Below are 19,916 nucleotides of genomic sequence, written 5' to 3' on the forward strand. Positions count from 1 at the left end.
TCTGTACGAAAAGTCGCCGAGCGAAGGTCAGGCTAGGCAAAAATCGGTGAGGAAGCGGAGTTTACGTGCTGTAAATGAGCATTCCGAGCCGATTTTTAACGACGCATCACCGAGCGCAGGCACTTTTCGTACAGAGCCTAGCCGAGGGCGAGAACCACCAGCACCCCACACTCCACCAGCTCCAGCAGAGCGCCGGCAGTGTCGCCGGTGGTTCCGCCCAGGCGCGCCATGAGCCTCTGGCGGACCAGACCGCACACGGCAGCGGCGGCCAGCAAGGCCAACAGCCCGCTCCAGCCGAAGAGCAGGCAACCCACGGCCGCCACGCCGAGCACACCCCAGCCCTGCTGCCGTGGCAGATGATCGGCCAGGGCCTGGCCAAGGCCGCCCGGGCGCACGTAAGGCGTCGAGAGGAACAACGCCAGCAAGGCGGTACGCCCGAGCACAGGCGCCAGCAAAAGTGCGGACCATTGCCCGCCTTCGACCAGCGCGGCCAGGGCGGCGAACTTGAGCAGCAGTACGATCACCAGAACCACCACGGCGATGGGTCCGCTGCGCGGGTCCTTCATGATCGCCAGGGTGCGCTCGCGGTCGCCGAGCCCGCCCACCCAGGCGTCCGCCGTATCGGCCAACCCGTCGAGATGCAGCGCGCCGCTGGCGAACACCCAGAACGCCAGCAACAGGCCCGCATGCAGCAAGGGCGGCGCACCGTCCAGCAGCCGGTCGAGCAGCAGCAAGGCACCGCCGAGCAGCGCCCCGACGACCGGGTACCAGAGCAGCGAACGACCCAGTTGTTCCGCCGCCGGCATGCCAGCCAGGCGCACCGGCAACCGGGTCAGGAACTGCAAGGCGATCAGGAAGGCCGTCATGCCGCCTCGCAAGGCCATTCGAGCCGATGCAGCGAGCCGTGTTCCACGTCGACCGACAGCAACGCGCGCCGCTCCAGCCCGCGAGCACGGGCCAGCAACAGGCGCATCACGCCGCCATGGGTGATGACCAGCAGGCGTTCTCCGGCGAACTGCCGGGCCAACCGCTGGACCGCCGTCAATACACGGGCTTCGAAGGCTTCCAGCGCTTCGCCATCCGGCGGGGTGAAGGCATAAGGATCGGCCCAGAAACGGCCGAGCGCATCGGCCTCGGTCTCCATCAACTCGGCGGCACTGTGCCCTTCCCAAGCGCCGAAATGCAGCTCTCGCAGGTCGACCTCCAGATGCAGCGGCACACCGGTCTCCGCGGCCAACGCGCGAGCGAAGTCGGCACAACGCAACAACGGCGAGCTGACAAGCCGGTCCCAGGGGCCGGTGTCGGCGATGGCGGTGCGCATTTGAGCCCAGCCGGCCGGCGTCAGCGCATCGTCCAGGCTGCCGCGAAAACCGCCACCCCGCTCCGTCTCGCCGTGGCGCAGCAGGTCCAGCTGCACATTCATGCCGGACGATCCGCCACCGCCGCTTCGGCGAAGGTGGCCATTTCGTTGTGCAGGCGGCAGGCCATCTGCAACAGCGGCACCGCCAGCGCCGCCCCGCTCCCCTCGCCCAGGCGCAGCCCGAGTTCGAGCAGCGGCTCGGCCTGCAAGGCGTCGAGGATCAGGGCATGCCCCGGCTCGGCCCCGCGATGGGAGAACAGCAGCCAATCGCGACAACCGGGGTTGAGGCAGGTGGCGACCAGGGCGGCGGCGCTGCAGATGAAACCATCCACCAGCACAGGCAAACCTTGCTGGGCGCAGGCCAGGTAGGCGCCGGCCAGTGCCGCGATTTCGAAGCCGCCCAGGCGCAGCAGGCATTGCAGCGGATCGGCGAGATGCTCGCCATGCAGCACCAGGGCGCAGTCCACCACCGCCGCCTTGTGCCGCACACCGGAGGCATCGAGGCCGGTGCCGGGCCCGACCAGCGCCCGCGCCGGCAGGTCCAGCAGGGCACAGGCCAGGGCGCTGGCGGCCGTGCTGTTGCCGATGCCCATCTCCCCGCCGATATACAACTGCGCCCCCGCCTCGCGGGCACGGCGCACGCTGTCGCGACCGGCCTCGAGGGCGATCAGACACTGGGCGTAGGTCATGGCCTGGTCGTGGACGAAATTCTGCGTGCCGGGCCCCAGGTTAAGGTGGCGCACGTTGGGCAACGGCACCAGGGGAACGGCGGTGCCCAGGTCGATCACCTCCAGCGCCGCATCGAGCTGCCGCGCCAGCACGCTGACCGCCGCACCGCCTTCGACGAAGTTGCGCAGCATCTGCCCGGTGACCGCCTGCGGGTAGGCCGAAACACCCTCCTCGACCACCCCGTGGTCGCCGGCGAACACAGCAATCCACAGTGTGTCGACGGCAGGCCGCGCAGTGCCCTGCATGCCCGCCAGGGTGGTGGCCAGCGACTCCAGGCGGCCCAACGAGCCACGCGGCTTGGTCAATTGATCCTGGCGTGCCAGGGCTTCGCGCTGCGCCTCCAGATCCAGGGGACGGCAAGCCGCTTCCCACCACGACAGGTTCATAGTTGTGCTCCTTTCAAGACCATCGGCAACCCCGCCACACAAAAGACCACCCGCTCGCAGCGCTCGGCCAGCGACTGATGCAGCCAGCCGGCCTCATCCACGTAGCGCCGGCTCAACTCGCCCAGCGGCACCACACCCAACCCGGTCTCGTTGCTCACCAGCAAGACCCGCCCAGGCAGCTGCGGCAGGCATTCCAGCAGCGCGTCGCGCTCGGCGTCGAGACGCGCCGGGTCGTCCAGCATCAGCAGGTTGGTCAGCCAGAGGGTCAGGCAGTCCACCAGCAGGCAACGACCGGGAGCGGCCTGCTCGCCCAGCACGCGCGCCAGCGCCAAAGGTTCCTCGACCAGGTGCCAGTGCTCCGGACGGCGTTGGCGGTGCCGCGCAATACGAGATGCCATTTCGCCATCAAGCGATTGACTGGTGGCGATATAGCAGACCTCCGGTCCGCTTTCCATCGCCAGACGCTCTGCCAGGCGGCTTTTGCCGGAACGGGCACCGCCGAGAATCAGTTCGATCATGGATTCGCCTTCAAGACAGGGAAGAGGGCTCGCCGAGGCCACAGAGGTGGCGCAGGCGGGCCGTATCCAGATGCCGCTCCACCAGATCGGCCAGCCGCTCGATGTCGCGTTCGCGCAGCGCGTGGTAGTCGATGGTCTGCGGAGCCTCAAGGCCGGCCCAGCGCAGCAGCGCACCGCAAGCCGCAGGCTGCTCGAACAGGCCATGCAGGTAGGTGCCGAGCACCGCTCCGTCCTCGCTGAACACGCCGTCAAGGCGGTCATCGTCCAGGCGGACGGCAGCGTGCTCCAAGGCCTGCCCCTGGCTGACACCGGCGTGGATCTCGTAGCCGCTCACTGGCGCACCCTCCAGGCACAGGCGACCCTGGACATTGCGCAACTGCTTTTCCGCCTCCAACCGCGTGACGAAATCCAGCAGGCCCAGCCCCGCGCTGCTCCCCGCCTCGCCTTCCAGCCCGAGCGGATCGTCGATACGCCGCCCGAGCATCTGCAGGCCGCCGCAGATGCCCAGCAACCGGCCGCCATAGCGCAGGTGCCGCTGGATCGCCGCATCCCAGCCATTGGCACGCAGGAAGTCCAGGTCGGCGCGCACGCTCTTCGAACCCGGCAGGACGATCAGGTCGGCCGAGGGAATCGGCTGGCCGGGCCCGACGAAGCGCAGGTCGACCTGCGGGTGCAGGCGCAGCGGATCGAAGTCGGTGTGGTTACTGATGCGCGGCATCACCGGCACCACCACCCGCAGCGTTTCGTCGCTCTTGGCCGACTGGCGGGTATCGATGGCGTCCTCGGCTTCCAGATGGAAATCCGTCAGGTACGGCAGCACGCCCAGCACCGGCTTGCCGGTATGGGCTTCCAACCAGTCGAGGCCCGGTTGCAACAAAGCGAGATCGCCCCGGAAGCGGTTGATCACGAAGCCCCGGACCCGCGCCCGTTCGCTTTCCGAAAGCAACGCCAGGGTCCCGACCAGATGGGCGAAGACGCCGCCCCGGTCGATGTCGGCAATGAGGATCACCGGGCAGTCCACCGCCTCGGCGAAGCCCATGTTGGCGATGTCGTTGGCGCGCAGGTTGATTTCCGCCGGCGAACCGGCGCCTTCCACCATCACCACCCGGTGCGCCGCGCTGAGCCGGGCATGGGAAGCCAGCACGGCCTCGCGGGCGACGCGTTTGTAATCGTGATAGGCCACGGCGTCCATGCTGGCGACGGCGCGGCCATGGATGATCACCTGGGCGCCGATGTCGGTGTTGGGCTTGAGCAGCACCGGGTTCATGTCGGTATGCGGCGCCAGCCCGGCGGCCTGGGCCTGGACCGCCTGGGCCCGGCCGATCTCGCCGCCGTCGGCGGTCACCGCGCTGTTCAGCGCCATGTTCTGCGGCTTGAACGGCACCACCGTCACGCCCTGGCGGCGCAGCCAGCGGCACAGCGCGGTCACCAGGGTGCTCTTGCCGGCGTCGGAGGTGGTGCCCTGTACCATCAGGGTGGTCATGGGAAATCCTTGCGCAAGGCTGCCAGTGCCTGGTCGAGCCGGTCCCAGGCCGGATCGTCCGCCGGCAGGCCGAAACGCAGGCTCGCCGGCTCTCGGAACAGCCGGACCAGCACACCCTGCCGGGCCAGCCCGTCGTACAGCCGCTCGGCCCGCTCGCTTGCCACCCATTGGAACAGCGCGCTGCCACCACGCGGCGGCAGGCCCCGTTCGGTCAGCAGTTGCGCCAGACGATGGCTCGCCTGCAATTGGCGCTGGCGCTGCTGTGCATGGTGCTCGCTCTCCTCCAGACACAGGCGCCCGAGCGCCCGTGCCGGCCCGCTCACCGCCCAGGGACCAAGCCGCTCGGCAAGCTTCAGTAACAAGGATGCCTCGGCCAGCACGAACCCCAGGCGCACTCCGGCCAGGCCGAAGAATTTGCCGAACGAGCGCAGCACGATGAGCCCGGGCCGGTCGCTGCTGGCCGCCAGGCTCAGTGCCGGGGTGGCATCCATGAAAGCTTCGTCCACCAGCAGCCAGCCGCCGCGCTCGGCCAGACGGGCATGCCAGTCGAGGAGGCGTTGCGGCGCCAGCAGCCGGCCGGTCGGGTTGTTCGGGTTGACCGCCACCAGCACGTCCAGGCTGTCGAGCAACGGCTCCACCGCGTCGTCGTCCAGCTCCAGCACATCGTGGCCGGCCGCGCGCCAGCCATGGGCGTGTTCGGCATAACAGGGCGACAGCACCGCGACACGGGCCGGACGCGGCCACAGGCGGGGCAACTGTTGGATCGCCGCCTGCGAGCCCGGCACCGGCAGCAACTGGCTGCAGCCGTAATAGGCGCAGGCCGCCGCCTCCAGGCCATCGCCGGCCTCCGGCAGACGGGTCCAGGTGCTCGCCGGCAGCTCTGCCAGCGCCCAGGGCCAAGGCGAAATGCCGGTGGAAAGATCGAGCCAGCCCGCCTCGGGAATCCCGTAGCGATGCGCCGCCGCACGCAGTTGTCCGCCGTGCTCAAGCATGCCAGACGCCCCAGAGCACCAGCAGCGCCAACCAGAGTGCGACGCCGCCCCAGACCCGATTCAGCGCCCGTTCGATGTCCCGAGCCAAGGGCGCACGGCCCTCGCCCAGCGGCGGCCGCTCGTGGCGCTCGCCGTGGTAGATCGCCGGCCCGCCCAGGAGAACACCCAGGGCGCCGGCACCGGCCGCCATCACCGGACCGGCATTGGGGCTGTCCCAGGCGGGGGCCTGTCGCCACCAGCAGGCCAGGGCCCGGCGCGTGCGACCTTGCAGCGCGTAGGTCAACGCCACCAATCGCGCCGGCAGGTAATTGAGCAGATCGTCGATGCGCGCCGCCGCCCAGCCGAAGCGTTCGAAACGGGCGTTGCGATAGCCCCACATGGCATCCAGGGTATTGCTCAGGCGATAGAGCACCACGCCCGGCGCGCCGAGCAGGACGAACCAGAACAGCGCGGCGAACACTGCATCGCTGCCGTTCTCCAGTACCGATTCGGTGGCCGCGCGGGCCACGCCGGTCTCGTCCAGTTGCGAGGTGTCGCGGCTGACCATGAAGCCGACCCGCCGCCGCGCCTCCGCCAGATCGCCGAGGCGCAGGGCCTGGGCCACCGGCATGGCGTGGTCGTACAGACTGCGCAGGCCGAGGGCGAAGTACAAGGCGAGCACTTCCACGAACCAGCCGAAGTGCGGCGACAGGCTCAGCAGCCAGACCAACAGCGTCGGCGGCGTCACCGCCAGACACCAGGCGGTGACGCCATGGCTGCGCCAGCCCCGGCCCGTCTCGCCTTCCTGCGCCTGAACGGGCGGAAGCAATGAAACCCGAGCGCGCTCCCAGAGAGCGGCGGCTCGATCGTGCGGATGCCCGGCAGCCTCCGCGGCGGATGCCGGGCCATTGAAACGGGCCTCGATCCGGTTGGCCAGGCGCCCGAACGCCACCAGCGGATGGCGCCGCTGTGGCTCGCCCAACCAGGCGTCCAGCGCCACCCCGGCACAGGTGAGAAAAACCAGGCTCATGCGTTTCGCTCCCAATGATTTTCGTAGAGCAGATCGGCCAATGGCCGCGGCTGCGCCCAGCCTTCCAGCGCCAGCATCGGTGCCGGGTAAAAGGCCTCGACCGGTCCCAGGCAGAGCACCGCCACCGGTTTGCTGCCCACCGGCATGTCCAGCAGCCGGGCCAGGGCATCGGGATCGAACAGCGACACCCAGCCCAGTCCCAGCCCTTCGGCGCGGGCAGCGAGCCAGAGATTCTGAATGGCGCAGGCCAGGGACGCCAGGTCCATTTCCGGCAAGGTGCGCCGGCCGAACACATGCTCCTCGCGTCCCTCCATCAAGGCGGCGACCAGCAGCTCGGCGCAATCGCGGACGCCCTCCACCTTCAACCGCATGAATTCATCGGAGCGTTCGCCCAGGGCTTCGGCGGTACGAACCCGCTCCTCCTCCACCAACCCATGGATGGCCTCGCGCAACGCGCCATCGGTGATGCGGATGAAACGCCAAGGCTGCATCAGGCCGACGCTGGGCGCGCAATGCGCCGCTTCCAGCAGGCGGGCCAGCAGCTCCGGCGCCACTTCGCCGCCAGTGAAATGGCGCATGTCACGGCGCTCGGCGATGGCTCGGTAGACCGCCGCGCGCTCCTCGGGCGTGAAAGCGTGCTCGCTCATGGCCGGAACAAGGCCGCCGCTGCGGCGGGCGCGGACGGCAGATAAAAGTGAATGTAGGAAGCGGTCAGCCGACCTCGGCGGTAGACGGCTTCGGCGGTACGCCGATAATTCGGGCACTGGCCACGCGCCAGCGGCTCCAGCGCCGTCTGCAATGCCGAATGATGGAAGGTATGCCCACGCAAGCGGCCTTCCGGCAGCTCGACTTCCTGCAACGCCAGGGCCGTCAGGCGTGGCTGCATACGCGCCTCGCCCGGCAGCAACCCGAGCATGGATGCCCGCTGGCCCTCCACATCGACGAGGGCATCGAGCAGGTAGAGCATGCCGCCGCATTCGGCGAGGATCGGCTTGTCGGCGGCATGATGGGCGCGGATCGCCTCGGCCATCGGCCGGTTCCCGGCCAGTGCCTGCAAATGCAGTTCCGGGTAGCCGCCGAGCAGGTAGAGGCCGTCCACGTCCGGCAGGGCTTGGTCATGCAAGGGCGAGAAGAACGTCAGCTCGGCGCCGAGCCGCCGCAGCAAATCGAGATTGCCCTGGTAGAGAAAGGCGAAGGCGGCATCCCGCGCCACGCCGATACGCACCCCGTCCAGCAGCGGCGAAATATCCGCGGGTTCTGGAGAGGCGAAGCACACGGCTGGCGGCAGATCCACCGACGCGCTGGCGGCCAGGGCATCGGCGGCCTGGTCCAGGCGCGTATCCAGGTCGGCCAGTTCCTCCGCCTGCACCAGCCCCAAGTGACGACTGGGCAGCTCGATGCCGGCGCTGCGCGGCAAGGCACCGAACCAGCGGATACCGTCCGGCAGGCAATCGCGCAGGATCTCGCCATGCCGCGCACTACCGGTGCGGTTGCCGAGCACGCCGGCGAACGGCAGGTCCGGTTGGTAGCTGGCCAGCCCATGGGCCAGGGCGCCGAAGGTCTGCGCCATGGCCGAGCCGTCGATCACGGCCAGCACCGGCACACCGAAACGCCGCGCCAGGTCGGCGGCGGACGGCGCGCCGTCGAACAGCCCCATTACCCCTTCGATGAGAATCAGGTCGGCCTCGCCGGCAGCCTCCCAGAGCAGGCACCGGCTCTCCGCCTCGCCCACCATCCATAGGTCCAGTTGGTAGACCGGCTGGCCGCTGGCGCGGGCGAGAATCATCGGGTCGAGGAAGTCCGGTCCGCACTTGAACACCCGCACCCGTCGCCCCTGGCGGCTGTGCAGACGGGCGAGCGCGGCGGTGACGGTGGTCTTGCCCTGGCCGGACGCCGGTGCGGCGACCAGCAACGCGGGGCATGGGCGGACGCCGTTCAAAACTCAACGCCTTTCTGCGCCTTCACCCCAGCCTTGAAGGCGTGCTTGACCAGAGCCATCTCGGTGACGGTGTCCGCTGCCTCGACCAATCCCGGCGGCGCTCCCCGACCGGTGGCCACCACGTGCTGGTACAGCGGACGCGCGGCGATGTCGGCCAGCACCTGGTCCAGCTCCAGATAGCCGTGCTTGAGGGCGATGTTCAGTTCGTCCAGCACCACCAGGCCGATATCCGGGTCGCTCAGCAACTCCGTTGCCACTACCCAGGCCTGGCGGGCTTTCTCGATATCGCGCTGGCGATCCTGGGTTTCCCAGGTGTAGCCCTCGCCCATCACGTGGTAACGCACCTCCTCGGGGAAGCGGCGGAAGAACAGTTCCTCGCCGGAGGTGGCGGCGCCCTTGATGAACTGCACCACCCCGACCTTCATGCCGTGCCCCAGGGCGCGGGCCACCATGCCGAAGGCCGAGCTGCTCTTACCCTTGCCGTTGCCGGTGTGCACCAGCAGCAGGCCGTATTCGTCGGTCGCCTGGGCGATCTTCTCGTCGACGATGGCTTTCTTGCGCGCCATCCGCGCCTTGTGCCGCGCGTCGCGGTCAGCCGATTCGCTCATCGGGGTTCTCCAGGGGTCGTGGGTGTCCGAACAGTGCGAAGGTGCCCGTATAGAGCACCGCCGCGATGCCGACGTACAGCGCCAGACTGGCGAAGTAGCGTGGGTAGTACATGCCGATGCGCTGCACGAATTCGGCGAAGATCGGTTCCGGGTAGCGTCCGGAGAAGTAGTAGAAGCCGCCGCCGGAGAACAGGTAGCAGACGAAGGCGCTGACCACCAGGGTCAAGATCAACGTGGCCAGGCTGACCCATTCGTTACGGTGCCAGCCGGCGTACAGGTGCCCGCCGAACCACAGCGAGCCGTAGGCCGGCAGCAGCAGCCAGTAGGCCGGCGACACGCACCAGTCGCTCACTCCCGCCCACTGGATCGCGGCGAAATCCAGCAGCGACGCCTCGATGAACAGCGCCGGGAACACCCAGCGCGGCCGCAGGAAGATACCGGCGAGGAAAAACACCGCCCAGGACGCGCTGGGCAGGTTGACGGTGGCGAAGTGTTGGCCTCGGGTCATGGCCATCAGCAGCGCCAGGGCGATACCGACGACCAGTTGGACACGGGGTGGCAGTCTGAGCATGGTGGTTCTCCTTTCCTGGAAACGGTTCCTTACAAGGCCTGGTAGCGCACGGTGACGTACACCGCCTGGCCCGGCTGGTTGAAGCCTTCGATGGTGCGGTAGTCGGCGTCGAACAGGTTGGCCAGGCGCGTCTGCAGGCGCCAGACCTTGTCGATGCGGTATTCGCCGCGCAGGTCGAGGGTGGCGAAGCCGGCCAGTTCGGTCTGGTTGTCCAGGTCGTCGTAGCTGGAATCCTGGGCGTGCAGGCTGGCGCCGACGCTGAAGTCGCCGAAGGCCCGGTCCACGTCGAGGTTGAACAGTTGCGAGGGTCGCCGGTTGAGGTCCTTGCCGTAGAGATCGCCCCGTTTGGAGCGGTTTTCCGCATCCATCAGGGTGTAGTTGGCGGACCAGTCCCAACCGAGCAGCGTGCTGCCGAGCGCCAGTTCGAGGCCACGGATGCGTGCCTTGTCGACACCCTCGGCGCGCAGGTTGCCGTTCACCCGCACGTTGGCGATCAGGTTGTCGATGGAGGTGCGATAGGCGTTCACCGACCAGTGCCCCCAGCCATGCTTGCCGGAGAGACCGGCCTCCAGGCTGCGCGAGGTTTCCGCGTCCAGGTTCGGGTTGCCGAAGCCGGGGAAGTAGAGCTGGTTGAAAGTCGGCGCCTTGAAGGCCGTACCGTAGCTGGCAGTCAGCCGCAGCGCGTCGCTGAGCGCGTAGCCCCAGGCGGCGTTGCCGGTGTCGTGGTCGCCGAACTGTTCGTTGTCGTCGCGGCGCAGCGACAGTTGCCAGTCGTGCCGGCCGTATTCGCCCAGGTACTGGACGAAGGCGCCGGTGTTGTCGCGGGAATCCTCGACGTAATCGGTGGTGCCGTTGACTTCGTCGCGCTGATGGTCGAAGCCAAGGCTTAGGGTATGGCCTTCGGCGAGGCTGAGGTCGTTCTGCCAACTGGCGCTGTCGCGGCGGCTGTCGAAGCGCGACTCGAAGGCGCCGTCCAGGTAGCTGTCGGACTTGTCTTCGCTGCGCCCCACTTGCAGGGTCACCAGCCAGGGTTCCAGCGGAGCGAAACGCGCGCGCCCGCCGATCACCTTCTGCACCCCGTCGGCATTGGCGCCAAAGCCGGCGGTACGGCGGCGGTTCACTTGGTCGTAGTCGTTGTGGGCCTTGGCCTGCAGCAGGTTGCCGTCCAGCTCCAGGCCGTTGTCGAAGCGGTAGCCGGCGCTCAGCGTGCCCGACAGGTTGCGGTAGCCATCGGCATCGTTCTCATAGCCGCTGGCGTCGGCGGTCTTGGCGTTTATCCCGTCGGTGTCCTGGCCGCTGATGCCGAGGCTGTACCAGCCGCGCCCATCGCCGCCGGACACGCCAACGCTGCCGTTGTAGCTGTCGTGGGTGCCGTAGCCGGCGGAGAAGAACGGCTTGGCGCCCTGTCCCGTGCCCCGGCGGGTGAAGATCTGGATCACCCCGCCGATGGCCTCGGAACCGTAGAGGCTGGAACGCGGCCCACGCACCACCTCGATGCGCTCGATCAGTTCCACTGGCAGGTCTTGGAACGCCGCGGCCCCGGAGCTCACCGAGCCGACCTTGATGCCGTCGATCAGCACCAGCACGTGGTTGGAGTTGGTACCGCGCATGAACAGCGAGGTGGTCTTACCCGGCCCGCCATTGCTGGTCAGGGAAACGCCTGGCACCTTCTTCAGCAGCTCCGGCACCGATTGCGCCTGACTGCGCTCGATCTCGGCACGGTCGATCACGGTGACTGCGGCCAGGTTCTGCTCGGCGGTCCGCGCCGTGCGGGTGGCGGTCACCACCTGCTCATCGAGGCTCAGGGGGCCGGCCGCCTGGGCCAGGGGAAAGGAAGACAGGCCCAGCAGCGCGTACGCCGCCGGCCTCAGCAAAGGCTTGCGAATCAAGATCGTTCTCCGTCGTGCCACCCGCGCGACATGGGCTGGATACGGCAGCGGAGAACGGACGGCGACCGCGACGGCGAAACGCCCCGCGAGCCCGGCAAAGCCCTCCGCGATGCCAATGGATGCGACAGGCCGGTCTCCGGGCTCGCGAGCGGAACTCTGTTCCCGACCGCGCCTTCCCATGCCTGTGGCACAGTGGCTGCGTTGCGGTCGTTGACTCGCCTACCGTTGCGGGGGCAGCGCCGGATTCTTCGTGCGAATGAACCGGCTTCCCTGTTTCACCCCTTCGGCACATGGCCAAGGGGCACCTGAAGCAAGGTGCGGAGGTTAGTGAGAGAAGGAACGGGCGTCAACGGCGCCCGGCGAAAACGCGGCCTGTCTCGGGCGACACGGGCCGCGGCCCCGGTAAACCGCCCACCGGGCACTGCTGGGGCCCGGTGGAGGTACTGCTCAGTTGCGCAGGTTGCTGCCGGCCTCCTGGATCTTGTCCTGCATGCTTCTGTTCAGTTCGGTGGCCATGGTATCGGTGGCTGTCCGGATCAGGTCGTTGAGAATGCCGTTGACCTGGTTCGGCTGTGCCGCCGAGAACTGCGATGCCCCGCCAGCGGGTGCGGCCTGCCCTTGCGGCAGGTAGGTGGAGGAAGGTTGCAGCGTTCCGCATCCGCCCACGCCGAGCAACAGGGCAGGCAGCGCAATCGCCATGACGAACGGTTTCATATGAATGTCCCTTTCAGTAAACGCCGAACCGCTTCTCGGCTCGATGGATGAAACTGCTACGGTTCGTATGCTTCGCCGATCTCCAATCGGGACCAATACGACAGGTGTACTACTGCGGCGGACGCCGGATGAACGGCCCCCTCACTGGAACGGCATGGCCTTGATCGGCTCGCCCTTGCGGCTGCACATGGGCGGGTTGGTCATGCCGAAGCTGAGCAGGTTGCCGCCGTTGATGATGCAGTTGAATTCCTTCTTGTCGCGGGTCTGCAGGGCCACGTAGGTGTTCACCCCTTCGGTCCGGCGGCTGACGATGGTGAGATCTTCCGGCGAGTAACCCAGCGCCCCCGACGTTTCGGACTTGATGCGGTCGTCGGTGAGGGTATTGGTGCCGGAAGCGATCGAGCTGCAACCCGCGATGAGCAGCGAGGCCAGGCAGGCCGAGGAAAGTTTTGCGAGTGACATGGACGGCTCCTTGCGAGGGGGTGTCGGCGGAATTATCGACAGCACCCGACGAAGGGTCGATTAGTACGGATGGGCTATGGGACGACGCACCGCGTCTCGGCACAATGTCTCTTTTTGGCTAGGCTGGGGCTAATCCACGATAAGACCCACAACGCATGCACGAGCGAACGGTAAAAGATCGAATCATCGTTGCCGATGACCACCCGGTGTTCCGCGATGGTTTGAAACGCATCGTCCTGAAGCAATTCCCCGGCGCCCAGGTACAGGAAGCCGGCTGCATGGAAGAAGTGCTCGCCTGCGCCCGCGCAAGCGAGGAACCGCCGGACACCTTCGTCCTCGACCTGCTCTTCCCCGGCCTCGATTCGACGCGCAGTATCGGCGAGCTGCGCCAGGAGTTCCGCAGCAGCTCCATCGTCATCGTGTCGATGGTGGATGACGCCGCGCTGATCCAGGACATCATGGCCGCCGGCGCCGATGGCTTCATCGGCAAGTCCGTTTCCCCCGACGAGATCGGTGCCGCCCTCGCCGCCGTCCGCAACGGCGAGTTCGTGGTGAAGTTCTCGCCCAGCGGCCTGGTCCCGGCCCGGCACGAGCCCCCTGCCCCCCTGGAGCCGCTGACCCCGCGTCAGCGCGACGTACTGCGCCTGGTCGCCGATGGCCTGTCGAACAAGGAGATCGCCCGCAAGCTGGAGATTTCGCCGTTCACCGTGCGCATCCACGTGTCGTCGCTGCTGCGTGCACTCAACGTCGGCACGCGCTCGGCCTTGGCGGCCAAGGCGGCGAAGGCCGGACTCTGAGCCGCGATCAGGCCGCCGCCTGGGCCTTCGCGCCCAGACGCAGCGCGCTCAGCACCGAACGCAGCTCCGCTGGCCGGACCGGCTTGGCCAGCACCGGGATGTCCTTGTCGCCCACCGCTTCCTGGACGCGCTTGACGTCGTGTCCGGTGATCACCACGGCGGGAATCCGCCGGCCATGCAGGTGGCGCAGGCGCGCGATGCAGTCCGCGCCGGACACTTCGGTACCGAGATCGTAATCGGTGACGATCAGGTCGCAGTGCCCACCGCCATCCGGCATCGCGGTTTCCATGCGAACCACACAGCCCCATTTTTCCAGCAGGCTCGCGGTGGCCTGCAACACGCGCCGGTCGTCCTCAATGAGGGTTACATGCAAGCCCTCCAGTAGCTGGGACGGCAGCGCGCGGCCGGTCGCCGGACGCAACTCCGCCGGGCTGGCCCGCTCCAGGCCCTGGACCACCACCAACGTGCCACGCCCCGGCCGCGAGGCGATCCGTACTTGCAGCCCCATCAGATCACCGAGGCGCCTGACGATGGACAACCCCAACCCGACGCCCTCGATGTCCTTGTCGCGCGGCTGGCGGACCCGGTAGAACTCCTCGAACACCTGCGCCAGATGCTCCGTGGCGATGCCGCCGCCCCGGTCGTACAGCTCGATAGCCACGCCACCGCCGCGCCGCCGACAGCCGATCAGCACCGGGCGCCCCGGCGCGTACTTGAGGGCGTTGGACAGCAGGTTCTGCAGCATGGTGGTGAGCAGGCCGGGGTCGCAGCGGACGCAGCAACGGGTCGGCCGGAGCTTGATCTCCACGCCCGCCCAGCGCGCCGCCTCGGCGTTCTGCAGCAACAGGTCCTCAAGCAGCGGCTGCAGCGGTATCACCTCCGGACGCGGCACCACCTTGCCGTTGTCCAGGGTGTAGATGTCGAGGATCGAACGGAACAGTTGCGACACGCTGTGCAGCGAACGGTCGATGTTGTCCACCATCTGTCGTTCTTGCGCGCCGAGTTCCGCATCGCGCAGGCAGGCGGTGAATAGGCTGATGGAGTGGATGGGCTGGCGCAGGTCGTGGCTAGCCTGGGCCAGGAAGCGGGATTTCGCCTGCGTGGCGGCCGTGGCCTCCTCGGAAGCGCGGCGAGTCTGGTTCAGCAGGAGATGCGCGTAGGCTGGCACGATGATGGTGGTGAGCGCCAGGGTCGCCACCTGATAGGGATGCTCCAGCCAGTAGGTGTTCAGCCAGGCGACGATGCCAAGCGTCAGCAGCGCCATTCCGGTGGCGACCGCCAGGTAGCGCGAGCCGAAACGCAGACCGTTGCCCACCGTCACCCACAGCAGGACGGCGAACAGCGGCAGCAGGGCTTCCCCGCCCATCACCATGGCGAAGGTGATGCCCATGTAGTCGTTGAGCATGCCGCTCAACCGGCGCAGCGGATACATGCCGGGCCAGCGCACGATGACAGCGAACAATCCCAGCGAGAACGTGAAGGAGCCCACGCTGTAGATCAGGATCGGCAGGGTCCGCTCCGGCGGTGCATAGCCGGCGGCGAGGACGATCGCCACGTAGAGGATGGCCAGAAAGATGATGATCAGGCGCACGATGGCCTGGGAGCGCTCGGTATCGCCTGTGTTGTTCTGTCTCGACATGTCCCTGTGCCTCGCCGGTTCCGCTCCAGTGGCTCAGAAATGATACGGTCGGGGCGCTTCGAGGGCAGGTCTTCCCCCGCCTACACGGCGAATTTACCGACCGACGGCAGACCGGCTCAGTCTTCGGTGGGCTCCAGAATGGCCAGCAACGCCACCAGCCCTGCCTCCAGCGCTGCCCGGTCCTGTGCTGCCAGGGGTTCGAGGATGCGCCGCTCGTTCTCCACATGGGCCTCCACGGCGCGGTCGATCAGCGCCAACCCCTCGTCGGTCAGTTGCACCAGCAGGCTGCGCGCATCGCTGGGATTGGGCACCCGCTGTATCCAGCCAGCCGCCTCCAGACGCTGCAGGCGGTGGGTCATGGTGCCGGAGGTGACCATCAGCGACGAGAACAGCGCGGTCGGCGCCAGCCGGTACGGCGCGCCCGAGCGCCGCAGGGTGGCCAGGACATCGAATTCCCAACCGCTCATCCCGAAGCGGGCGAACACCTCGTCCAGCCGGCGTTGTAGCAATGCCGAACAGCGCTTGGCCCGGCCGATGAGCCCCATGGGCGTAACGTCCAGGTCAGGCCGTTCGCGCCGCCATTGATCGAGAATGACCTCCACCGCATCCACCCGTCGCTCCGAACTCATCGCCACCTCATTTAACTTGAAATCAAGATAAATCCGCCTTAGCCTGGATTTATCTTGAATTGAAGATATCTCCATGATCAGTACACATCGCCACATGGCCTGGCTGGATGTTCTCATGACCGCCCTGGCCCCAGCCATCTGGGGCTCCACCTATATCGTCACGACCGAACTGCTGCCGCCCGACCGGCCCTTCATCGCCGCCGTTCTGCGCTGCCTGCCGGCCGGCCTGCTGCTGGTGCTGTTCGCCCGGCACCTGCCCGGCCGTCGCGAATGGGGTCGCCTGCTCGTTCTCGCCGCACTGAACATCGGCTTCTTCCAGGCCCTGCTGTTCGTCGCCGCCTATCGGCTGCCGGGCGGGCTCGCGGCGGTGGTCGGCGCGATCCAGCCGCTGTTGGTGATGGGCCTGGTCTGGGCGGTCGACCGACGCCAACCGGCGGCCCTCGCCGTATGGGCCAGCCTGATGGGCATCGTCGGCATGGCCGCCCTGCTGCTGTCCCCGGACTCGGTCTGGGACCCCATCGGCGTCACCGCCGCGCTGACCGGCGCGATCTGCATGGCGGCGGGCAACTTCCTGGCACGTCGCTGGCAGACCAACATACCGGTGCTGGCCTTCACCGGCTGGCAACTGCTGGCCGGCGGGTTGATGCTGGTCCCGGTCGCCTGGGTCGCCGACCCGCCCCTGCCGGTCCTGACGCCGGTCCAGTGGCTGGGCTATGCCTATCTATCGCTGGTCGGCGCACTGCTCGCCTATGGGCTGTGGTTCCGCGGCATCGCCCGGCTGACACCGGTGGCCGTCTCCTCGCTCGGCCTGTTGAGCCCGCTGACCGCGGTGATCCTCGGCTGGGCCCTGCTAGGCCAGGCCATGGGCGGCCTGTCGCTGGTGGGGTTGCTGATGGTGCTCGGCAGCGTCCTGGCCGTGCAATGGCAAGCCGGCCGCGCGTCGTCGACGCCCCGCCCCACCGAAATAACCCTGGCCACCGGCCGCCCGGCCTGAATCCCATTCCTCCGACGGAACGACACCATGGACAACCCCATCCGCACGCTCATCGAGTCACGCATCTCCGCCAACTACTACGACACCCGCCGCGATGTACCGGAGGCGTTGATCGAGGAGTTGGTCCGCCTGGCCACCCGGGCACCTTCGGCTTTCAACTTCCAGAATTGGAAATTCATCGCCGTGCGCTCGGCGGAGGCCAAACAGCGTCTGAAAACGGTCGCCTTCGGTCAGCAGAAAGTAGTGGACGCCCCGGTCACCTTCATCATCTGCGGCACGCTGGCCGCCCACGAACGCCTGCCCGAGGTGCTTCGCCCATCGGTCGAGGCCGGCATCCTCGATCGCTCGGTGTTCGACGGCTGGGTGACAATGGCCGCACGCTCGCACAGCGACAACCCGACCCTGCAACGCGACGAGGCGATCCGTTCGGCCTCCCTGGCGGCGATGACGCTGATGCTCGCCGCCGAGGGCATGGGTCTGTCCAGCGGCTCGATGAGCGGCTTCGACCCCGCGGGCGTGGCGCGGGAATTCCAGCTGGCGGAAACGGAGATTCCGGTGATCCTGGTGACCGTGGGCTACCCGGCGCCGGGCAACTGGCCGCAGAAGCCGCGCCTGCCGTTGCGGGACGTGCTCGAATTCGCCTGAGCGGAAAGGAAAAAAGGCCTGGCCGATGGCCAAGCCTTTTCGAGATGGTGGACCGAAGGAGGATCGAACTCCCGACCTCCGCATTGCGAACGCGGCGCTCTCCCAGCTGAGCTATCGGCCCGATGTGGCGCTGACTGTAGCCTGACGAAATGCGCCTCGCAATAGGGACCCGGCAATGGTTCGTGTCGCCTGCCGAGCCAAGGCTCGGAGGTGGCGAATGGGGCCTTCGGGCAGGCTCGTCATCGTCAGTGCCTGGGGACGAAGCCGGCCGGTTTGGTCGACAGCCAGTCGACGAATTGACGGAGGCGTGAGTCGGCCAGCAGGGCGTCGCGGCTGTTGAAGGTCAGTGCCAGCTCCTTCTCGCTGAACAGCTTGTGGATCTGGTTGTGGCAGGGACGGCAGACCCAGAGAGTGGCGGTGATACGCTCGCTCTTCGCGTAGCGCTTCTGCACATAGGGCTTGTCGTGCAGGGCTTTGGGAATCAGGTGGTGCCGGGTCAGGGGCGCCTGGCGACCACAGAGTTCACAGGCGTCGGGTTGAGGCGGCAGGCGAATCGGTTCAGGCATGACGGATCAGCGTTTGCGACAAAGCGTCAGGCCATCGCCGATGGGCAGCAGGGACAGATCGATCCGCGCATCATCTCTCAAGGCCCGGTTCAATGCCTGGATCGCCCGTGTGTCGGCGCTTTCCGGCTGGGTTTCGAGGACGCGCCCGCTCCACAACGTGTTGTCGAACAGGATCAGGCCGCCGGGCCGCAGCAGTGCGAGGGCCTGCTCGAAATAGGCCGGATAGTTGGTTTTGTCGGCGTCCACGAAGACCAGGTCGAAGCGGCTGCCCTGCCCTTCGCGAAGCAAGGCCTCCAGCGTCTCCAGTGCAGGCGCCAGCCTGACTTGGATACGTCCCTCCACGCCGGCCTCCCGCCAGTAGCGACGCCCAATCGAGGTGTACTCCTCGGAAACGTCGCAGCAGATCAGTTCGCCACCCTCCGGCAGGGCCATGGCCATGCAGAGTGCGCTGTAGCCGGTGTAGGTGCCGATTTCCAGCAGACGCCGCGCGCCAGTCAACTGGACCAGCAGGCCCATGAATTGCCCCTGCTCCGGGGCGATCTGCCAGCCGGCGGTGGGCAGCCCGGCGGTTTCTTCGCGGAGGCGGCGCTGTACCTCGCTCTCGCGCAACGAAACGTCCAGCAGGTAGCGGTATAGGGCGTCGTCCAAATTCAGGGTTCGGTTGGTCATGGGCTTCTCCAACCCGTCAGGTTGCCAGCGAACAGAACGGATCACGGATTCCGGGCGAGGGGGCCGCTGTCCAGCACGCGCTTGGCGTTCAGATAGCTTTTCTGCCAGTAGGCTGTGGACAGGCTGTCCAGACGCACGGTTCCACCGCTGGACGGGGCATGGACGAAGCGGCCTTCGCCGACGTAGATGCCGGCATGACTGACCTTGCCGCCCCCTTGGGTGGAAAAGAACACCAGATCGCCGGGCTGCAAGGCCCTGACGCTGACATTGGGTACGCGCATGGCCAGCAACTCACGGGTCGAGCGCGGCAGGCTGATGCCGGCGGCATCCCGGTAGACGTAGCCGATCAGGCCGCTGCAATCGAAACCGGAGTCCGGTGTGTTGCCGCCATAGCGATAAGGAGTGCCGACCAGTCCGATGGCACGGATCAGCACATCGTCGGCGACCGGCGGGTAGCTCGCGCTGGGGGTGGTGATGACGGGACCGGGAGAGGGGGCGTGGCCGGCGCAGGCAGTGAGCAGCGCAGCGAGAACGAGAAGCAGGAGGCGAGCCGTTGCAGGCATGGGCGGGCGTTCCGTTGCAGAATGCGCCCTACTCTGCCGGCTGCGAGGCTCTGGCGCAAGCCCTGTGCCGCCTCGGGACTGCCGACGTTCCGTCACGACATGGCAGAACGTCGGACACTGTCAGCGACGGTGCAGCGGATTGTTCTCGGTGGGAGCGTGCGCCAGGACGCGCTTGGCTTCCATGTAGCTGGCGCTCCAGTAGCGGTCATCCAGGCTATCTACCCGCACGCCGCCGCTGCGGCGACTGGAGGAATGGACGAACTGGTCGTCGCCGATATAGATGGCAGCGTGGCTGACCCGGCCACGGCCGCGGTCGTTGAAGAACAGGATGTCGCCCGGCTCCAGCTCGTCGCGGGAAACCAGCGGCGCCTTCAGGTTGATCATCTCGCGCGTGGAGCGCGGCAGCAGGATGCCCGCCTCCTCGCGGAACAGGTAGCCGACGAAACCGCTGCAATCGAACCCGGTCTTCTCCGACCGACCACCGAAGCGGTACGGCGTACCGACCAGTTCGAGGCCGCGTTCACGGATGCTATCCGCCAGACTGGGCAGTTCGTAGGACTGGTCGTCGGTCAGGTCCGCCAGTTGGGCGGCGGTGGGTTCGTCGGCCGCTGGAAGGGACGGAGCGACGGTAGCCTGGGGCTGCGGCGCATAGCCGGCGCAGGCGGTCAGCAGCAGGGTAAAGGCAACAGGCACGAGGGGTGCGAAGCGCTTGAGCATGGGCACGACCGTGTCGGGAATTCTGAAGAAGGCGCGA

The 19,916-nt window shown here is 67.5% G+C and carries 23 protein-coding genes, 1 tRNA gene and 1 riboswitch; of the genes, 3 read left to right on the top strand and 21 right to left on the bottom strand.

What is annotated here, in order from left to right:
• Positions 1-137: 137 nt before the first annotated feature.
• The 14 genes from PIN01S_RS17605 to PIN01S_RS17670 form a co-directional block, all read right to left on the bottom strand.
• Positions 138-866 carry an adenosylcobinamide-GDP ribazoletransferase gene (locus PIN01S_RS17605; RefSeq protein ID WP_084337476.1) on the bottom strand — a complete coding sequence of 243 codons (729 nt, stop codon included), beginning with the start codon at positions 864-866 and terminating at the stop codon, positions 138-140.
• On the bottom strand, positions 863-1,423 hold the full coding sequence (locus PIN01S_RS17610) for a histidine phosphatase family protein (RefSeq protein WP_084337354.1): 561 nt from the start codon (positions 1,421-1,423) through the stop codon (positions 863-865). The genes PIN01S_RS17605 and PIN01S_RS17610 overlap by 4 nt, the downstream gene beginning before the upstream one ends.
• Positions 1,420-2,475: a nicotinate-nucleotide--dimethylbenzimidazole phosphoribosyltransferase gene (gene cobT, locus PIN01S_RS17615; RefSeq protein ID WP_084337356.1), complete on the bottom strand. Its 1,056-nt coding sequence runs from the start codon at positions 2,473-2,475 to the stop codon at positions 1,420-1,422. Before cobT ends, PIN01S_RS17610 begins: the two co-directional genes overlap by 4 nt.
• Positions 2,472-2,993 (bottom strand): bifunctional adenosylcobinamide kinase/adenosylcobinamide-phosphate guanylyltransferase, encoded by a 522-nt coding sequence (cobU, locus tag PIN01S_RS17620; protein WP_084337358.1) that lies wholly within the window; start codon positions 2,991-2,993, stop codon positions 2,472-2,474. Before cobU ends, cobT begins: the two co-directional genes overlap by 4 nt.
• 10 nt (positions 2,994-3,003) lie before the next feature.
• Complete coding sequence (locus tag PIN01S_RS17625) at positions 3,004-4,476, bottom strand: cobyric acid synthase (protein WP_084337360.1); 1,473 nt, start codon at positions 4,474-4,476, stop codon at positions 3,004-3,006.
• On the bottom strand, positions 4,473-5,468 hold the full coding sequence (gene cobD, locus PIN01S_RS17630) for a threonine-phosphate decarboxylase CobD (protein WP_084337362.1): 996 nt from the start codon (positions 5,466-5,468) through the stop codon (positions 4,473-4,475). Before cobD ends, PIN01S_RS17625 begins: the two co-directional genes overlap by 4 nt.
• The gene (gene cbiB, locus PIN01S_RS17635) at positions 5,461-6,477 is read right to left on the bottom strand and encodes an adenosylcobinamide-phosphate synthase CbiB (protein ID WP_084337364.1); all 1,017 of its coding nucleotides are present in this window, start codon (positions 6,475-6,477) and stop codon (positions 5,461-5,463) included. The genes cobD and cbiB overlap by 8 nt, the downstream gene beginning before the upstream one ends.
• A complete protein-coding gene (gene bluB / locus PIN01S_RS17640) occupies positions 6,474-7,124 on the bottom strand; it encodes a 5,6-dimethylbenzimidazole synthase (RefSeq protein WP_084337366.1) in 651 nt (216 codons plus the stop codon). The genes cbiB and bluB overlap by 4 nt, the downstream gene beginning before the upstream one ends.
• The gene (locus PIN01S_RS17645) at positions 7,121-8,416 is read right to left on the bottom strand and encodes a cobyrinic acid a,c-diamide synthase CobB (RefSeq protein ID WP_084337368.1); all 1,296 of its coding nucleotides are present in this window, start codon (positions 8,414-8,416) and stop codon (positions 7,121-7,123) included. The genes bluB and PIN01S_RS17645 overlap by 4 nt, the downstream gene beginning before the upstream one ends.
• Entirely contained in the window at positions 8,413-9,024 is a 612-nt protein-coding gene (gene cobO / locus PIN01S_RS17650; protein WP_084337370.1) for a cob(I)yrinic acid a,c-diamide adenosyltransferase, read from the bottom strand. Before cobO ends, PIN01S_RS17645 begins: the two co-directional genes overlap by 4 nt.
• Entirely contained in the window at positions 9,008-9,595 is a 588-nt protein-coding gene (locus PIN01S_RS17655) for a hypothetical protein (RefSeq protein ID WP_084337372.1), read from the bottom strand. Before PIN01S_RS17655 ends, cobO begins: the two co-directional genes overlap by 17 nt.
• A gap of 29 nt (positions 9,596-9,624) precedes the next feature.
• Positions 9,625-11,481, bottom strand: a complete 1,857-nt coding sequence (btuB, locus tag PIN01S_RS17660; RefSeq protein ID WP_425287680.1) for a TonB-dependent vitamin B12 receptor — start codon at positions 11,479-11,481, stop codon at positions 9,625-9,627.
• Positions 11,482-11,594: 113 nt separating this feature from the next.
• A riboswitch (cobalamin riboswitch) is annotated at positions 11,595-11,808 on the bottom strand.
• A gap of 123 nt (positions 11,809-11,931) precedes the next feature.
• Positions 11,932-12,198: a hypothetical protein gene (locus PIN01S_RS17665; RefSeq protein ID WP_084337376.1), complete on the bottom strand. Its 267-nt coding sequence runs from the start codon at positions 12,196-12,198 to the stop codon at positions 11,932-11,934.
• A 141-nt stretch (positions 12,199-12,339) separates the two neighbouring features.
• Positions 12,340-12,660: a hypothetical protein gene (locus PIN01S_RS17670; protein WP_084337378.1), complete on the bottom strand. Its 321-nt coding sequence runs from the start codon at positions 12,658-12,660 to the stop codon at positions 12,340-12,342.
• Positions 12,661-12,815: 155 nt separating this feature from the next.
• Between PIN01S_RS17670 and PIN01S_RS17675 the strand changes: the two genes are divergently transcribed.
• Positions 12,816-13,457, top strand: coding sequence for a LuxR C-terminal-related transcriptional regulator (locus PIN01S_RS17675; protein WP_084337380.1), 642 nt, complete (start codon positions 12,816-12,818; stop codon positions 13,455-13,457).
• Between the two features lie 7 nt (positions 13,458-13,464).
• Here the strand turns inward: PIN01S_RS17675 and PIN01S_RS17680 are convergent, their stop codons facing one another.
• Both PIN01S_RS17680 and PIN01S_RS17685 read right to left on the bottom strand, forming a co-directional pair.
• Positions 13,465-15,096 (bottom strand): ATP-binding response regulator, encoded by a 1,632-nt coding sequence (locus tag PIN01S_RS17680; RefSeq protein WP_084337382.1) that lies wholly within the window; start codon positions 15,094-15,096, stop codon positions 13,465-13,467.
• 116 nt (positions 15,097-15,212) lie between these two features.
• Positions 15,213-15,725, bottom strand: coding sequence for a MarR family winged helix-turn-helix transcriptional regulator (locus PIN01S_RS17685; RefSeq protein WP_084337384.1), 513 nt, complete (start codon positions 15,723-15,725; stop codon positions 15,213-15,215).
• 73 nt (positions 15,726-15,798) lie between these two features.
• On the opposite strand from PIN01S_RS17685, the gene PIN01S_RS17690 reads away from it, so the two are divergent.
• Complete coding sequence (locus PIN01S_RS17690; protein WP_212633068.1) at positions 15,799-16,719, top strand: EamA family transporter; 921 nt, start codon at positions 15,799-15,801, stop codon at positions 16,717-16,719.
• 27 nt (positions 16,720-16,746) lie between these two features.
• Positions 16,747-17,364, top strand: coding sequence for a nitroreductase family protein (locus PIN01S_RS17695; protein WP_084337386.1), 618 nt, complete (start codon positions 16,747-16,749; stop codon positions 17,362-17,364).
• Between the two features lie 45 nt (positions 17,365-17,409).
• On the opposite strand, the gene PIN01S_RS17700 is transcribed toward PIN01S_RS17695, so the two are convergent.
• The 5 genes from PIN01S_RS17700 to PIN01S_RS17720 all read right to left on the bottom strand — a co-directional run bounded on the left by PIN01S_RS17700 (position 17,410) and on the right by PIN01S_RS17720 (position 19,879).
• Positions 17,410-17,485: transfer RNA gene (locus PIN01S_RS17700), tRNA-Ala, on the bottom strand.
• Between the two features lie 124 nt (positions 17,486-17,609).
• Positions 17,610-17,930 carry a hypothetical protein gene (locus PIN01S_RS17705; RefSeq protein ID WP_084337388.1) on the bottom strand — a complete coding sequence of 107 codons (321 nt, stop codon included), beginning with the start codon at positions 17,928-17,930 and terminating at the stop codon, positions 17,610-17,612.
• 6 nt (positions 17,931-17,936) lie between these two features.
• Entirely contained in the window at positions 17,937-18,599 is a 663-nt protein-coding gene (locus tag PIN01S_RS17710) for an O-methyltransferase (RefSeq protein WP_084337390.1), read from the bottom strand.
• Positions 18,600-18,640: 41 nt separating this feature from the next.
• Positions 18,641-19,162, bottom strand: coding sequence for a C40 family peptidase (locus PIN01S_RS17715; protein ID WP_084337392.1), 522 nt, complete (start codon positions 19,160-19,162; stop codon positions 18,641-18,643).
• Between the two features lie 120 nt (positions 19,163-19,282).
• Positions 19,283-19,879, bottom strand: a complete 597-nt coding sequence (locus PIN01S_RS17720; protein ID WP_084337394.1) for a C40 family peptidase — start codon at positions 19,877-19,879, stop codon at positions 19,283-19,285.
• Positions 19,880-19,916: the final 37 nt, after the last annotated feature.

This window comes from Pseudomonas indica NBRC 103045 (assembly GCF_002091635.1).
Lineage (GTDB): Bacteria > Pseudomonadota > Gammaproteobacteria > Pseudomonadales > Pseudomonadaceae > Pseudomonas_M > Pseudomonas_M indica.

What these genes read in the sequence shown, in the direction of transcription:
- PIN01S_RS17720 (WP_084337394.1), bottom strand. Translation starts at nt 19,879, where the DNA reads ATGCTCAAGCGCTTCGCACCCCTCGTGCCTGTTGCCTTTACCCTGCTG.
- PIN01S_RS17675 (WP_084337380.1), top strand. Translation starts at nt 12,816, where the DNA reads ATGCACGAGCGAACGGTAAAAGATCGAATCATCGTTGCCGATGACCAC.
- cobO (WP_084337370.1), bottom strand. Translation starts at nt 9,024, where the DNA reads ATGAGCGAATCGGCTGACCGCGACGCGCGGCACAAGGCGCGGATGGCG.
- PIN01S_RS17655 (WP_084337372.1), bottom strand. Translation starts at nt 9,595, where the DNA reads ATGCTCAGACTGCCACCCCGTGTCCAACTGGTCGTCGGTATCGCCCTG.
- PIN01S_RS17690 (WP_212633068.1), top strand. Translation starts at nt 15,799, where the DNA reads ATGATCAGTACACATCGCCACATGGCCTGGCTGGATGTTCTCATGACC.
- PIN01S_RS17665 (WP_084337376.1), bottom strand. Translation starts at nt 12,198, where the DNA reads ATGAAACCGTTCGTCATGGCGATTGCGCTGCCTGCCCTGTTGCTCGGC.
- cobU (WP_084337358.1), bottom strand. Translation starts at nt 2,993, where the DNA reads ATGATCGAACTGATTCTCGGCGGTGCCCGTTCCGGCAAAAGCCGCCTG.
- cobD (WP_084337362.1), bottom strand. Translation starts at nt 5,468, where the DNA reads ATGCTTGAGCACGGCGGACAACTGCGTGCGGCGGCGCATCGCTACGGG.
- bluB (WP_084337366.1), bottom strand. Translation starts at nt 7,124, where the DNA reads ATGAGCGAGCACGCTTTCACGCCCGAGGAGCGCGCGGCGGTCTACCGA.
- cbiB (WP_084337364.1), bottom strand. Translation starts at nt 6,477, where the DNA reads ATGAGCCTGGTTTTTCTCACCTGTGCCGGGGTGGCGCTGGACGCCTGG.
- PIN01S_RS17710 (WP_084337390.1), bottom strand. Translation starts at nt 18,599, where the DNA reads ATGACCAACCGAACCCTGAATTTGGACGACGCCCTATACCGCTACCTG.
- PIN01S_RS17705 (WP_084337388.1), bottom strand. Translation starts at nt 17,930, where the DNA reads ATGCCTGAACCGATTCGCCTGCCGCCTCAACCCGACGCCTGTGAACTC.
- PIN01S_RS17695 (WP_084337386.1), top strand. Translation starts at nt 16,747, where the DNA reads ATGGACAACCCCATCCGCACGCTCATCGAGTCACGCATCTCCGCCAAC.
- PIN01S_RS17625 (WP_084337360.1), bottom strand. Translation starts at nt 4,476, where the DNA reads ATGACCACCCTGATGGTACAGGGCACCACCTCCGACGCCGGCAAGAGC.
- PIN01S_RS17610 (WP_084337354.1), bottom strand. Translation starts at nt 1,423, where the DNA reads ATGAATGTGCAGCTGGACCTGCTGCGCCACGGCGAGACGGAGCGGGGT.
- PIN01S_RS17670 (WP_084337378.1), bottom strand. Translation starts at nt 12,660, where the DNA reads ATGTCACTCGCAAAACTTTCCTCGGCCTGCCTGGCCTCGCTGCTCATC.
- PIN01S_RS17605 (WP_084337476.1), bottom strand. Translation starts at nt 866, where the DNA reads ATGACGGCCTTCCTGATCGCCTTGCAGTTCCTGACCCGGTTGCCGGTG.
- PIN01S_RS17715 (WP_084337392.1), bottom strand. Translation starts at nt 19,162, where the DNA reads ATGCCTGCAACGGCTCGCCTCCTGCTTCTCGTTCTCGCTGCGCTGCTC.
- PIN01S_RS17680 (WP_084337382.1), bottom strand. Translation starts at nt 15,096, where the DNA reads ATGTCGAGACAGAACAACACAGGCGATACCGAGCGCTCCCAGGCCATC.
- PIN01S_RS17685 (WP_084337384.1), bottom strand. Translation starts at nt 15,725, where the DNA reads ATGAGTTCGGAGCGACGGGTGGATGCGGTGGAGGTCATTCTCGATCAA.
- cobT (WP_084337356.1), bottom strand. Translation starts at nt 2,475, where the DNA reads ATGAACCTGTCGTGGTGGGAAGCGGCTTGCCGTCCCCTGGATCTGGAG.